10 protein-coding genes are annotated in these 14,255 nt (G+C 57.0%); 5 read left to right on the top strand and 5 right to left on the bottom strand.

Translation table 11 applies throughout. The features are described from left to right. Window positions 1–3,219 (top strand): VCBS domain-containing protein (locus tag Q0775_RS18890; RefSeq protein ID WP_298864834.1); only part of this gene is annotated, 3,219 nt, incomplete at its 5' end. 173 nt (window positions 3,220–3,392) lie between these two features. Here Q0775_RS18890 and Q0775_RS18885 read toward each other — a convergent pair. From Q0775_RS18885 to Q0775_RS18865, 5 genes are read right to left on the bottom strand one after another with little or no spacing between them, the layout of a single operon-like run. Further along, on the bottom strand, window positions 3,393–3,950 hold the full coding sequence (locus Q0775_RS18885) for a GNAT family N-acetyltransferase (protein ID WP_298864831.1): 558 nt from the start codon (window positions 3,948–3,950) through the stop codon (window positions 3,393–3,395). Further along, entirely contained in the window at window positions 3,947–5,029 is a 1,083-nt protein-coding gene (locus tag Q0775_RS18880; protein ID WP_298864828.1) for a hypothetical protein, read from the bottom strand. Before Q0775_RS18880 ends, Q0775_RS18885 begins: the two co-directional genes overlap by 4 nt. A gap of 2 nt (window positions 5,030–5,031) precedes the next feature. Next, window positions 5,032–6,354 (bottom strand): AMP-binding protein, encoded by a 1,323-nt coding sequence (locus Q0775_RS18875; protein WP_298864825.1) that lies wholly within the window; start codon window positions 6,352–6,354, stop codon window positions 5,032–5,034. Window positions 6,355–6,358: 4 nt separating this feature from the next. Then, the gene (locus tag Q0775_RS18870; protein WP_298864821.1) at window positions 6,359–7,105 is read right to left on the bottom strand and encodes an SDR family NAD(P)-dependent oxidoreductase; all 747 of its coding nucleotides are present in this window, start codon (window positions 7,103–7,105) and stop codon (window positions 6,359–6,361) included. Then, window positions 7,092–7,337, bottom strand: a complete 246-nt coding sequence (locus Q0775_RS18865) for an acyl carrier protein (protein WP_298864818.1) — start codon at window positions 7,335–7,337, stop codon at window positions 7,092–7,094. The genes Q0775_RS18870 and Q0775_RS18865 overlap by 14 nt, the downstream gene beginning before the upstream one ends. A 395-nt stretch (window positions 7,338–7,732) precedes the next feature. Between Q0775_RS18865 and Q0775_RS18860 the strand changes: the two genes are divergently transcribed. From Q0775_RS18860 to Q0775_RS18845, 4 genes are all read left to right on the top strand, one after another. Further along, window positions 7,733–7,903, top strand: a complete 171-nt coding sequence (locus tag Q0775_RS18860; RefSeq protein WP_298864815.1) for a hypothetical protein — start codon at window positions 7,733–7,735, stop codon at window positions 7,901–7,903. A gap of 167 nt (window positions 7,904–8,070) precedes the next feature. Beyond that, on the top strand, window positions 8,071–10,158 hold the full coding sequence (locus tag Q0775_RS18855; protein WP_298864810.1) for a calcium-binding protein: 2,088 nt from the start codon (window positions 8,071–8,073) through the stop codon (window positions 10,156–10,158). A gap of 586 nt (window positions 10,159–10,744) precedes the next feature. Beyond that, a complete protein-coding gene (locus Q0775_RS18850) occupies window positions 10,745–12,937 on the top strand; it encodes a CAP domain-containing protein (protein WP_298864807.1) in 2,193 nt (730 codons plus the stop codon). Between the two features lie 217 nt (window positions 12,938–13,154). Further along, window positions 13,155–14,243 carry a DUF2793 domain-containing protein gene (locus Q0775_RS18845; RefSeq protein WP_298864805.1) on the top strand — a complete coding sequence of 363 codons (1,089 nt, stop codon included), beginning with the start codon at window positions 13,155–13,157 and terminating at the stop codon, window positions 14,241–14,243. Window positions 14,244–14,255 lie beyond the last annotated feature (12 nt).

Here is a 14,255-nt window from a genome sequence, read left to right as displayed (position 1 = left end):
GTCGCTTCCGCAGATGGCACCACTCAGGACATCACCATCACGATCAACGGCACCAACGACGCCGCCATGATCAGCGGCGATGTGGCGGGGGCGGTGACGGAAGACAATGGCGAGTTCATTATCGGGACGACCGGCGGCACGCTGACGGCTACGGATATCGACAATGACGACAATGTCTTCCAAACCAACTCGGGCCTGCTGTCCTATGGTAGCTTCGATATCGGTGCAGGCGGGGTATGGAGCTATACGCTTGATAATGAAAACGCGGAGGTAAACGCACTCAACACAGGCGGCACACTGACCGATAGTTTCACTGCCCTGAGCGTGGATGGCACGGAGCAGACGGTCAGCATTACGATCAGCGGCACCAACGACGCCGCCGTGATCAGCGGGACCACGACCGGCACCGTAACCGAGGACAGCGAAGTCGCCGCCACAGGCACATTGCTGGCAACGGATGTGGATAACCCGGACAATGCCTTCCAGACAGCGATCGATATCTCTGACTACGGCAGCTACGCGGTCACAGCGGATGGTGACTGGTCCTATACCGTCGACAGCAGCTTTGTTGCGGTGCAAGAGCTGGGCGCAGGCGATACCCTTGAGGACAGCTTTGTCGTCCTCAGCGAGGATGGCACAATGCAGACGGTTGATATCACCATCGACGGTGTCAACGACGCGGCTGTGATCACAGGGCTGGCCGAAGGGTCTGTCTTGGAAGACAGTGAGGAGACGCTGCAAACATTTGGCAGTGTGAATATCGCTGATGCGGATGCGAACGAGGCCTTCTTTGTGGCCGAGACCATTACCGGGCCGATCGGTGCACTGACAATCGACGTGGACGGGAACTTTAGCTACAGCGCAAACAACACTCTGGCAGCCGTGCAAGCAGCGAACGTAGATACTCCGGTCATCGACAGCTTCACCATCCAGACCGTGGACGGGACCACCAGCACGATCAACATCACAATCACCGGCATCAACGACGCCGCTGTGATTACAGGTGATCTGGCGGGCAATGTCACGGAAGACGATAGCGCAGCGACTGTTGCCAGCGGGACGTTGACGGCCACAGATGTGGACAACGACACCACCTTCCAGGCCAACAGCGGAGGTGCCCTCTACGGCAGCTTTACTGTCGATGCGGCAGGGGCATGGAGCTATATGCTCGATGATACCAACTTTGAAGTGGATGGGCTGAACGACGGTGAAACGCTCACGGACAGCTTCGATGTACTGAGTGCTGATGGTACGTCGCAGACGGTCACGATCACCATCGCAGGGTCCACCGACGCAGCCGTCATCACCGGTGATATCGCAGGAACGGTAGGCGAAGATGATGACAGCGATACGCTCGGGCTACCCTCCGCCACCGGCAAGCTGTTCGCAGAAGGATTCTCCTTCCTTCCAACTGCGGCTGGCGGTGACTATGGCATATTCTCCAGCACCATGACTGGTAAGTGGGAATACACGCTGGACAGCTCGAATCCGATCCTGAACGGGCTCAGAGAGGGCCAGACACTGACCGATACCTTTACCGTTAGCGCATCGGATTTCACCACACAGGACGTCACAATCACCATCGAGGGTGAGAACGACGCGCCTGTTGCTGCTGCGATCTTTGGCGAGATCGATGATGCCGGTGCCCCCAACATCATCCTTAACGGGGTCTTCTCGGATCCTGATGTGGGTGACACGCTGAGCTTCAATATCGATACGAGCGCAACATTGGGGATGGTCATCAACAACAATGATGGCTCATTCAGCTACGAGACAGGAGCAGCGTTCGAATTCCTGCCTGAAGGCGCAGTAGCTTTTGATACCTTCGACTACACTGTCACCGACAGCGAAGGTGCTTCCAATACCGCAACGGCGACCATCACGGTCACGGGTCTGGATAACGACGATCTGGTTTTGGGCACCGAGGCAGACGATGTGCTTTCGGGGGGTGAAGGCAGTGATTTCATCGTAGGCTTTGCAGGAGCAGACGTGCTCATCGGCGGTACGGGCGGTGATGTGCTCGACGGGGGCGAAGGGATCGATACGGCGGATTACGCCACCTCCGGCACCTTCGTGAATGTCTCGCTGCTGACAGGCTTTTCCAGCGGTGGTGTGGACAGCCATGCCAGAGGAGACAGCTTCATCTCTATCGAGAACCTGGCAGGTTCCGCGTTCAACGATCTGCTGAACGGCGATCAGGGCGTGAACATGCTGACGGGCGGCGGCGGAAACGACCTTCTGCGTGGCCGCGACGGAGGTGATATGCTGATCGGTGGTACTGGTTCGGATACCGCCGATTACGCAGACTCGACAGCCTTCGTGAACGTCTCGATTGCAACAGGATTTGCGGGTGGTGGCAGCGGCAACCACGCCTCCGGCGACACCTTCAGCTCGATCGAGAACCTCACCGGGTCTGCCTTCAATGACCTGCTCAGTGGTGATGCCGGCGCGAACATTCTGGACGGCAAAGCAGGAAATGACCTGTTCAAGGGCCGTGCCGGAGGGGATACGCTCATCGGCGGCAACGGGTCGGACACCTCTGACTACTCGGAATCAAACGCCTTCGTGAACGTCTCGATTGCAACAGGATTTGCGGGTGGTGGCAGCGGCAGCCACGCCATCGGCGACACCTTCAGCTCGATCGAGAACCTTAACGGTTCACGCTTTGGCGACATTCTGAATGGTGACGGCATTGCCAACATCCTTAGCGGTCTGGGCGGCGATGACGTTCTGCGCGGTCGCAGTGGTGGTGACACGCTTGATGGGGGTGCAGGGTCGGATACAGCTGACTATCTGGGCTCGGGCAGCGGTGTGAACGTATCACTGCTGACAGGCTTTGCGGGTGGTGCCAGCGGGAGCCATTCGATCGGTGATACCTTTATCTCCATCGAGAACCTTGCAGGCTCTGACATGAATGACCGGTTGTTGGGTGACAATGATGCAAACGTGCTGACGGGTCGCGGCGGCGATGACTTCCTGTCGGGTCGCGGTGGCGCTGACACATTCGTCTTTGGCAACGGGTTCGGTCAGGACTCGGTTGTTGATTTCGAGAATGGCTTGGACATGCTTGATTTCAGCACCAACAGCAGTGTGGCAGCCTTTGCCGATCTGGTCGTGACAGCACAGGGCAGCGATGCGGTTGTCACGGATGCGAATGGCAACTCGGTCACCCTGCTCAATGCAGCCGGACTGATTGATGATGGTGATTTCATCTTCTAAAGCGGCACCCTACCGCCAAGACAACATCAAAGAGCGCGCCTGTCCGGCGCGCTCTTTTCTCTTTCAGGTCGGGCATTGGATGGTGGTGCGCAATACGGGCGAGGTCATGCAGCGACACACAGCCTGCACGCTTCGGCTCTCACAGAGGGCCAAACAACACTACGGTGATGGGGTCAGGGTTTGATGTCGATCCCGGCCAGATCCTTGGCCCAGCGGCCATCGCGCATCGCGGCGTAAGCATCCTGTTGGTAGTCCATGACTTCCAGATCAAAATCATCCGCGTTGTCGGACACTGCAGGATCGCAAGGTTTGAAGCCAAAACGCTTGTGCCAGTTCAGCACACCCGCGTTCGAGCGCAGCACCTCGATGATCAGCCGCTCGCGGTTAAGATGGTCAAAGGCATAAGACAGCCCCGCCAGTTCCGTCGCTTTCCAGAACTGCATCATCGGGCCCATGTCTTCGGGTGCGTGGGGTGTGAAATAGAACGCCCACCACGCAGAGCCATTGTCGATAATATCGAAATAGATTTGTACGGCTTTGACCACACCGTCTTCTTCCAGCAGCATCATCCGGAACGCGGGGTCCACCATCTTGCGGTCCCACCATGCGTCATGTTCGTCTGCGGTGATCTCGTGCTGGGTCAGCATGGCCTGCCGCACTTTTTCAGTATTGCGCCACGCGTGAACGTCCCATTTGTCTGTGGGTGCCGCTGGCCTGAAAATCAGGCTCATGCCGCTTGTCCGTCGAAGGTGTCAGAGCAGCCGCGCACTTCGGCTTTGGGCAGGCGGCCATGCACGGCGAATGTACGGCCGTGACGCCCGCAGGGGCAGTCGTCCTCACCCAGCAGCGTGCCAATATCCTCGGTGAGCAGCGAATGACCCGGATAGCTTTGCGGCAGGCACGACAGCACTTGAATGAGGCCCTCCTCACCCTTGTCGGCCACGGACCAGTCATGTGCGCGGCGGATGATCACATCGGCAAAGGACGGCGCATGCAGACGCCCCGCCTCGCACTCCACAAAGATCGAGCCGACCTGCTCGACCATGCCGTAGAAGTTGTGGATACGCTTGATGCCTGTGGCGGCTGTGGTGCGTGCCTTGAACGTGGGGTTGTCCACCGCCTCATCGAGCAGCTTTTTCCAGCCGCCTGAATGCACCAGCACCCCTTGGGGGATGTTGATGGTGCGGCCTTGCTCTTCGAGGGCGCGGACAAAGTATTTCCACGCCATAAACGTAAAACCGAACAGGAACACAGGGCCATCGCCGAACTGCTCCAAAAACGGATCAATCACGTCCCAGTTGGGCTGCATCGTCTCATCATCCAGCGCATAGGTATGTTTGCGTCCGAAGTTGGACATGCCCAGAATACCCGCACCGCGCGCAGAGAAGTTCAACCGGTCCTTGACCACCGAAGGGTGATCCAGCACCAGCATCGGCACACGGGCCTTGCCCACAAACTCCTGCATGATTTTGACCATCGCTTTGGTCTGGTAGGCAGATGTTGCGCGGTCCAGCGATATCCGCGAGACCTGCTGGCCTGTGGTGCCAGACGAGGTCAGCATCTTGAACCGCTCCTCCTCGGGGATGGATTCAAGCAGGTGTGATTTGAACAGGCGTACGGGCAGGAAGGGCAGATCAGACAGGGAGTGTGCCGCGCCTGTCTTACCTTCCGCGCGGGTGATTGCGCCATAGGGGGCACAATTGGCACGGTGACGCGCGTCCAGCTCATTGAGAACCGCCAACAGGGCCGCTTCTTTTTCAGGCTGTGGTACGCCGTAAATCGGTGCCTCGAAAAGCTCTTCCAGCAGCATCTTCAGCCCTCCAGCTCGGACAGCGCCTGTAGGGCGCCGTAATCAATCTTGTCATTGCTGCGCCGTGGGAAAGCAGCCAGATGGCGCACATCAAGTGACCGCGCAGGAAACGAGAATTGCGCGATGGCTGCCGTACGCACCACATCGGTATCAGAATTTTCGGTAAAGATCACCAGCGCATCGTCGCGCCCTGCACAACAGACAGGATGGCCAATGCTTTGCAAACGCGTCTCTACATCACCGAGGCTGACACGGTTGCCCTGCAATTTGATAAACCGGCTCTTGCGGCCTGTAATGCGATAGAGACCCTCGACACGCTCGGCCAGATCGCCCGTGTGTAGCACGCCGTCCATCACATCACCCTGCGCCAGATCGGCACGGCCTTCGGCATAGCCCATCATGATCGCAGGGCTGTTCACCACCAGATCACCGTCATCCGAAATCTCGAGCGTGACACCCGGAATAGGCTGGCCGATGCAATCGAAATGCCCCGCCATCCGATCAAACGGCAGCCATGAGATGCGCGGGCCTGCTTCGGTCTGGCCATACATGATGTGAAATTTCCAGCCCTTGTCGTGGGCCATGTCATAGAGGGTTTGCGCCTCTTTTGGCCCCAGCTTGCCACCTGCCTGTACCAATGTGCGCATCTTTGGCAGGTCCGCACGCCCCAGACGCATGCGCAACAACATCTCGAAATGGAACGGCACCCCTGCGATGCTGGTGGCCTCCTTGAGGCGCTCCCAAAACGGTTTTTGCATCACCGAATGCTCTGTCAGCAGCAGAGTCGCACCCACCGCCATATGGCTGTGCAGCACCGACAGGCCAAAGGAATATTCAAACGGCAGATGCGCCAGCGGTGCATCATCGGCCTCCAGATCCAGATAGTCCGCAATAGAGACTGCATTGGCCGCCAGCTGTGCTGTGGAAAATCGCACCAGTTTGGGCGATCCGGTTGAGCCGGACGTCGACAGGCACACGGACAGATCATCATGCAGCCCGCCCGCGGGCTCCGCCAGAAGCTCTACCCCCTCGGGGCCAACCACGGCCTCGATCTTGTAGCGTGCGATCAGATCCTCCAGCGCCTCAGGGGCGATTTTGGACGACAGCAGGATCACTGCGTGGCCCGCCGCCTGCAGCCCGATATAGGCGCCAAACATCGGCACCGTATTGGCACAGAGCACCGCCACCAGACGGCGGCCGGAAATCTTGGTCGCCCATGTGGCACGCAGCGCGTCAAGATCGCCGTAATGCAGCGTCTCGCCTGTGTCATCCACAGCAAGCACTGTCTGCGGGTCAATATTTGCGGGGATCAATGCGGCCAACATAGGCTCAAGCCTGCATCGCGCCATCGACGCCCAACACCTGACCCGTGACATAGGCCGAGGCGGGTGCGGCGAGGAAAAGGGCGGCAGCGGCCACATCGGCCACAGTGCCGAAACGGCCCATGCCAATACCAGCAAGCGCGCTTTCGCGGGCATCCCCTTCGATATCAGCGGTCAGGTCTGTTTCGATGAAACCGGGGGCCAGCGCGTTCACCCGCACATTATGCGGTGCCATCTCTTTGGCCATTGCGCGGGTCATGCCAATCACAGCTGCTTTTGTTGCGGCATAGGCAGAAAACCCTGCCGCGCCCTGCGCGCCCATAATGGACGCCACGTTGATAATAGAGCCGGATTTTTTGGCAGACATCAGACGCGAAGCGAGTTGGGCGCACAGGAATGCCCCTTTGATGTTGGTCTGCATCATCGCGTCCAGATCGTCCTCGCGGGTCATGGCAATCATCGCCGGATGCATGATACCTGCATTGTTAACCAATACGTCCAGCTGTCCTGCCTGCTTGCGCAAGCCAGAAATAGCGGCTTTGACAGAAGCGGCATCACTGACGTCCAGCACCACGGCCTGCGCCCCTTTGAGGGTATCTGCCACGGCCTGTGCGCGGTCCAGATCACGGCCTGCAATCCAGACTGTTGCCCCTGCATCCGCCATCAGCGCAGCAATGCCTGCGCCGATGCCGCGGGTCGATCCGGTAATCAGGGCCGTTTTGCCCGTCAGATCAAAAAGCTCAGAAGCTGACATCGTATTTCGCCAAAATTTCCTTGGCCTTGGCAACACTGGACATGTCGATGATGTCATCCGTGTCGAGCATGATATCAAACTGCTCCTCAAGGGCGGCAACAAGGGTCATATGCGCAACTGAATCCCACTCTTTGATAGAGTTGTATTCCAGATCGTCGGTGACTTGTTCTGGCTTGATTTGCAGAGCCTCTACAAAGGCGTCGGTCAGCTTTTGGGTGTTTTCGGTGCTCATAATAAAACCTATAAAATTTGTTAGTATCGGACATAGTAGCATCACGGATAGACTGCAACCAAAGGGTACGACCTCAGCACTGCCCGCCACGCCCATGTGTTCAGAGCGGTATACTGCCCAAATTTACGCTCTGGCAATAACCCAGACCCCATTATGATAGCGCCTGCCTAGGGTAAAGCGGCGCATCAATATCATGCGCACGCCATATTCATACCAAATCCTAAGCACTTACCAGAAATTCCGGTCTACTGGTTGCAATATTTGGAATCTTGGCTACGATTTCCGTAATATTTATAGCGATACGCACCCGATTTTCACGTGGCTCAAATTTTTAAAAACGGACAGCTTGTCATTTTTCGACACCCAAATTGTCCACAGTAAAGAGACCTTTTTCTATGGCAGATTTCTGTTTTGACAGGATCAGCACCGATACCACCATCGACAGGCTGTATGGTGATCCAGGACCAACAAGTTCCAAGCACCGTTGGCACCCCTACGCCAATGCAAATACCGCAAACCTGATCACTGCACACAACGTCACGTTTCACCCAAAAGCCCGCTTTTAACAGGCTTTCTCCTTTCAACCTGTGCACAGACACACCGCATAACATCTTTACCAAATACCCCGGAATTTATGCCGGCCCGTCCTGAGAAAAATACTTATCAACCACCCTTTTCAAACACCCCCAGAGGGACTTCCCTCTAACACTCTTAACCACAAAGGATTATCACCATGCCTGATTTTGCACTCAACGGTAGTAGTACCCTGACCCGCAACCTTGCCGGATCCGAAAGCGGATTTATCGGTCGCAACGGCTCGCTTATCGTAACCGGAAGCGACGCGGTCACAAGCTCCGCAGGCACCAACTGGATCACCGTTCTGGGTCAGGTCTATGCCCAAGGCGGCGGCTTTGCCGCTTTTGATCTGGGCGGATCTGTCATTGACATGTCTGTCGGTGCAGATGCCTATATCTCGGCCGAAAATCCCACAGGCGGCACCCTTGATGTTGACCTGACAAGCACGTTCAACCTGCAAAACGCGGGCACGATCCACTCCAACAACAGCCGCGCCGTCAACGTGAGCGAAACAGACGGATCCCTGACCACTGATATCCGCAATACCGGCACGATCAGTGCTTTTACCGGTGAGGCCGTCTATGTTTCTGCAGGCACTGCCTCGATCGGCTTTGCCAATACCGGTACAGTCACCTCCGATGGCCAAGCGGTTGAACTGACTACAAACGGCGCCGGCAGCAACATAGATTTCCTCAACAGCGGCACAATCATGGGCATCACAGGTGTCGGGATCTCCATCAGCGGTGTGTCAGGGTCGCTGGGGACAATTATCAATTCAGGCACCATTCAGGGCGATGACGTTGCCGTAAGCGTCGGGAACGCGATGCGGGTCGCGTTTGCCAATAGTGGCACCATCATCAGCGAAAGTGATGCGATAAACCTGAGCAGTGCCAATGACGTCATTACCAACACCGGCATCATTCAGGGCGATATTATCATGGGGGACGGCAACGATACCCTGGACACCCGCGGCGGTACCTTTAACGACCGAGTGGTTGGTGGAGACGGCGGCGATATCTATTATATCGGGACAAATGACGTCCTGATTATCGAAGGGTTAGACGGAGGGTTGGACACGGTCTATAGTGCCGCGAGCCACACGTTGGACAACCATGTCGAGCGCCTCTATCTGACCGATCAGGGCGAAGCGATTAACGGCACCGGCAACGCGCTCAACAATTTTATTGTCGGCAACAATTCCGACAATAACCTGGACGGACTGGCCGGCGACGACTTTATGGTCGGTGGCCAAGGAGAGGATACGCTAAAAGGTGGCATTGGCGACGACATTTTGTTCGGCGGGGCCGATGGTGATGTGCTAAGCGGCGGTCAGGGTATCGACACGCTCGCCTACTCCGCCTCCCAAGGCTGGGTGAATGTCTCCCTGCTCACCGGGTTTGTGGGTGGCGGCGTTGGCAGCGAAGCCATCGGTGATACCTTCACCTCCATGGAGAACCTCTCGGGCTCTGCGTACGGCGATCTGCTCAGCGGGGATAATGGTGCAAATATTCTGAACGGCGACGCTGGAGACGACAACCTACGCGGCCGCGGGGGTGGCGATAACCTAATCGGCGGCAGCGGTCTGGACACTGCCGATTACGCTGATTCAGCCGCTTGGGTAAATGTTAGCCTGCTCACCGGGTTTGCAGGAGGCGGTCTTGGCACCCACGCATTGGGTGATACGTACACTTCAATCGAGAACCTGCGCGGATCGCAATATGCGGACCGTCTGAACGGTGGCATCTCGAACAATGTGCTGGAGGGCCGTCAGGGCGCAGACATCATCGACGGCAACGGCGGGACAGATACGCTGAGCTACGCCTCCTCGGGGTCGTTTGTGAACGTGTCCTTGCTGACCGGCTTTGCCGGCGGCGGCGGCGGCAACCATGCCGCCGGCGACACATGGACCGAGATGGAGAACCTGCGCGGCTCGGCGTTTGACGATCTGCTCAACGGGGACAACAACAACAACGTCCTTGAAGGGCTGGCGGGGGACGACCAGCTGCGCGGCAACAACGGCGTGGATACATTCGTATTCGTCGACAACTTCGGCGACGACACTGTGCTGGACTTCCAGAACGGCTCAGAGTTGTTCGACTTTACCGGTCACACAACCGCAAATGCATTTAGCGATCTAAGCATTAGCACCACCGGCGCAGATGCCGTGATCGCCGATATCCTTGGCAACACCATCACCGTAACCGGTGGTGCAGGTCTGATCGATGCAACAGACTTTATCTTTTAACGCCTGACGCAAGGGGGCGGTCATCTCTGATCGCCCCCGCTTTTTCTCAAAATATGTACATTCCAGCACCTTGTTTCACGAGGGCTGGAATTTTTTGTTTTCAGAAGCCTCTCGGGTTTTGATTTGAACGTCGGCGCGGCAGGCACCATTCCATGGACCCCATCAACAGCAGGGTCCTCACGGAAGATAGGGGGGGGGCAGCAACATCGCTGCGCTCCCTTTTTTGTATTTAGAAGCTAAAGCAGCACAGGGCATTGCCCCCGCCAGCTTGATAAGAGTGGGGCGCCTTGAGCGGTAATGTGCCCAGAATATATTGCATAAAATTAATTTGATTAGAGCATGGGGGCCCCTTTAACGCATGAAGGATAATCATGTAGCGCACTGCATTTGCGCGTTTCAGGCCCCCCATGGTGCAATGGCGGTGCCTTATCTTGGTCACATCAACGTCCCCACTTTGGTCACACAAGGACCATATCGCTTTTTTTTGATGAAACCGCCGCCTCCCCTATGCGTTTTAACACCGGGGGCAGCTTAAAGCCCCTAAATGCGCGACTTATATGTCTGCACATAACGATGGAGAACACATATGCCTCTTACCGCTGCTGAACAGATGATGCTGGAACTGACCAACCGTGCGCGCCTTGACCCTCTGGGAGAGGCCGCACGCTTTGGCATTAATCTGAACGAAGGACTTGCCTCCGGAACCATCAACGGTTCGGCAAAACAGGTTGTCGCACATAACGAGATATTGCACTCTTCTGCCGAAGATCATTCACAGTGGATGTTGAACACCGACAATTTTACCCACCAATACAGCAACGGCACACCAAGCGGCAGTACGCCAGGCACGCGTGCAAGCGATTCAGGATATGTTCAAACCGGATACCTAGGGGAGAACATTGCGGTCAGCGGTACGACCGGTACGCCAAACCTGAACACAATGATCGTAGATCAGCATGAGGGCCTGTTTCTCAGTAAAGGTCACCGCAAGAACATACTCGCAGAGCACTATGAAGAGTTGGGCATCGGGCAACGCGCTGGTTCCTTTACCTTTTCTTCAGGTCCCTTCAACTCGTCCATGGTCACGCAGGTTTTCGCCGAAAGCGCTCCAAATGTGTTCCTGAGTGGTGTCATCCACAATGATAGCGACAACAATAAATTCTATAGCATCGGCGAAGGCATTTCCGGATATGCCGTATCGGGGGGCGGTGTTTCGACCACCAGTGCAAATGCAGGTGGCTACACGATGGCGCTGAATGCCGGCACCAGCAATGTAACAGTAACATTGGGCAGCGGTGGTGCTGCCATGCAAGTGCAGGCCAACCTGTCCCAGGGCAGCGGTAAAATCGATGTAGTGGACGGTGACATGATCCGCTCATCGGTGAACCTGACGCTCATGACGGGTGTAGAAAAGGCGACCCTGTTGGGTGTTGCCAACCTGAACATGACAGGGATGGTCACCGATGACAGGCTGGAAGGGAACAAAGGGAATAATGTGCTGACCGGACGTGCCGGCGATGACGTCCTGTTTGGCGGTGCGGGCAACGATATGCTGCGCGGCGGTACAGGTGCCGATAGCCTGATGGGGGGCGCCGGAAGCGATACCGCCGGATATCAATCCAGCAGCTCCTGGGTCAATGTCAGCCTCGAATCCGGCTATACGGGCGGAGGGGCCAATAACCAGGCCACAGGTGATACATTTGCCAGCATCGAACATCTGGACGGATCTGCACATCACGACCGCCTCAGCGGCAATGATGTGGCAAACAAACTGAGCGGATTGGACGGGAACGACATTCTGCGCGGGCGCGGAGGCAATGACACCATCGACGGTGGCGCAGGCTCCGACACCGCCGATTACGCCGACAGCAGCTCTTGGGTTAATGTCAGCCTCGCGACCGGCTATACGGGCGGCGGCACAAACAACGATGCGTCGGGGGATACATTCAGCTCTATCGAGAACCTCACCGGATCACGCTTTGGCGACCGTCTGTCAGGCGACAGTGCCGATAACGTCCTGAGCGGCGGCAACGGCAACGACATCCTACGGGGGCGCGCTGGCGACGACACACTGAACGGTGGCGCAGGCTCCGACACCGCCGATTACGCCGACAGCAGCGCGTGGGTCAACATCAGCTTGGGAAGCGGCTATACGGGCGGCGGCACAAACAACGATGCGTCGGGAGATACATTCAGCTCTATCGAGAACCTCACCGGATCACGCTTTGGCGACCGTCTGTCAGGCGACAGTGCTGCCAATGTGCTGAATGGCGCAGGCGGGGATGACATTTTGCGCGGACGTAGCGGCGGGGATACACTGAACGGCGGCTCAGGCTCCGACACCGCCGATTACACCGACAGCGGCACATGGGTAAACGTCAGCCTTGCCACCGGTTTCACGGGTGGCGGTGCAAACAACCACGCAATCGGAGACCGCTTTTTCTCTATCGAAAACCTGCATGGCTCGGTGCATGGAGACCGTCTCAATGGATCTCATGGCAACAACGTCATTGACGGTGGCCGTGGCAATGATGTGCTTCAAGGATACAGAGGGATTGACACCTTTGTCTTTGACGACAATTTTGGCAATGACCGGATCCTGGATTTTGCAAACGGAACCGAGCGGCTGGATTTCAGCAAGCACAGCGCCGTAACACAGCTCAGCGATCTGACCATCAGCACCTCGGGCAGCAGCGCAGTTGTTGCCGACGGGTCGGGTAACTCTGTCACGCTTAACAATATGGCAGGTTTGCTGGAAGGGTCCGATTTCCTGTTCTGAAGCTGGGGATGAATTGTTTCGCACGCGAAACGTTTGATATTGGGGGGGCGCTTTGGTGGCCCCCTTTTTCACATCCCGCACTCTGCGCACCTGTCACGCACACAGACCCGAATTAAGAGGCTTTAAGAAAAGGTGGACGCTGCGTGCGCCCTATGAGGGGTTTATTGACCCCTCCCCTACAAATTCATGCGCAGAACAGACCCTTCTGGAGCGCATCATGAATTCTTCTCCCCGCCTTTCCCTGCCCTATATTGCACCTGCACAGGCCCAAAAACACATCACCCACAACGAGGCCATCCACCAGCTTGATCTGCTGGTGCAGCTCAGCCTTGAAGCGACACAGGCTGCAACACCACCCGCCGTGCCCCAGAATGGATTGATCTATGCGCTGGGTCCCGCCCCCACAGGGGCCTGGGCCGGCAACCCCGAAACGCTTGCGATGTGGTCAGAAAATGCATGGAGCTTTACTGTGCCACAGACCGGATGGCGGGCGTGGGACACACCCGCAAACATGCTCAGGGTTTGGGACGGCAGTGCATGGGCCCCTGTGACATCGGAGATTGGCACTCCTGACAGCATTGGCATCAATACAGCCGCAGATACGGTAAACCGTCTCGCACTCGCCAGCGAAGCAAGCCTGTTTACCCACAACGGGGCAGGTCATCAGATCAAGGTCAACAAAGCCGATACTGACGATACGGCAAGCCTGCTCTATCAGACGGGGTTTTCAGGCCGCGCCGAAATGGGGCTGGCAGGCAATGATGATTTCGCGATCAAGGTCAGCGCAGATGGCAACGCTTGGGCCGATGCAATGGTCATAGATGCCACCAGCGGGGATGTGGGATTTGGCACCACGTCTCCCGATTACAATGTGCATGTAGCTGGCACCACATCCTATCTGGCACTGGAAGACCGCAACGGTGTGATGGGCGGCGCTATGTCAGCAGCCATACGCCTGTTTGCCGGAGGCACGGAACACGGGCAGTTGGGATTTCCCGGCACAACCACGGGTACAATGCACCTACGCAACTTGCAGGGTGACCTGAACATCGAGGCTGATGCCCTGAACCGTCAAACCAACAGCCTCATCCGCTTTGCCGTAGACAGCTACGAGATGATGCGCGTGCGGCCTACAGGGGTGGGTATTGGTACTCTCTCCCCTGTCCGCTCCTTGCATGTGGGCGATGTGATGCGGCTGGAGCCTTCGCCAACACCTTCGGGACCTGCGGCTGGAGATATCTATTTTGATGCCGCGACATCCAAATTGCGCTGCCATGACGGCACCACTTGGCGTGACCTGTTCTAATCCGCTTAATGC

It is taken from the genome of uncultured Sulfitobacter sp. (genome assembly GCF_947499945.1).
In the GTDB taxonomy this organism is placed as follows: domain Bacteria; phylum Pseudomonadota; class Alphaproteobacteria; order Rhodobacterales; family Rhodobacteraceae; genus Sulfitobacter.
This window is presented reverse-complemented; position numbering and strand designations above follow the sequence as displayed.

Bases quoted from the DNA above. Each gene is read 5' to 3' on its own strand.
- Q0775_RS18885 (WP_298864831.1), bottom strand. From the start codon at position 3,950: ATGAGCCTGATTTTCAGGCCAGCGGCACCCACAGACAAATGGGACGTT.
- Q0775_RS18880 (WP_298864828.1), bottom strand. From the start codon at position 5,029: ATGCTGCTGGAAGAGCTTTTCGAGGCACCGATTTACGGCGTACCACAG.
- Q0775_RS18875 (WP_298864825.1), bottom strand. From the start codon at position 6,354: ATGTTGGCCGCATTGATCCCCGCAAATATTGACCCGCAGACAGTGCTT.
- Q0775_RS18870 (WP_298864821.1), bottom strand. From the start codon at position 7,105: ATGTCAGCTTCTGAGCTTTTTGATCTGACGGGCAAAACGGCCCTGATT.
- Q0775_RS18865 (WP_298864818.1), bottom strand. From the start codon at position 7,337: ATGAGCACCGAAAACACCCAAAAGCTGACCGACGCCTTTGTAGAGGCT.
- Q0775_RS18860 (WP_298864815.1), top strand. From the start codon at position 7,733: ATGGCAGATTTCTGTTTTGACAGGATCAGCACCGATACCACCATCGAC.
- Q0775_RS18855 (WP_298864810.1), top strand. From the start codon at position 8,071: ATGCCTGATTTTGCACTCAACGGTAGTAGTACCCTGACCCGCAACCTT.
- Q0775_RS18850 (WP_298864807.1), top strand. From the start codon at position 10,745: ATGCCTCTTACCGCTGCTGAACAGATGATGCTGGAACTGACCAACCGT.
- Q0775_RS18845 (WP_298864805.1), top strand. From the start codon at position 13,155: ATGAATTCTTCTCCCCGCCTTTCCCTGCCCTATATTGCACCTGCACAG.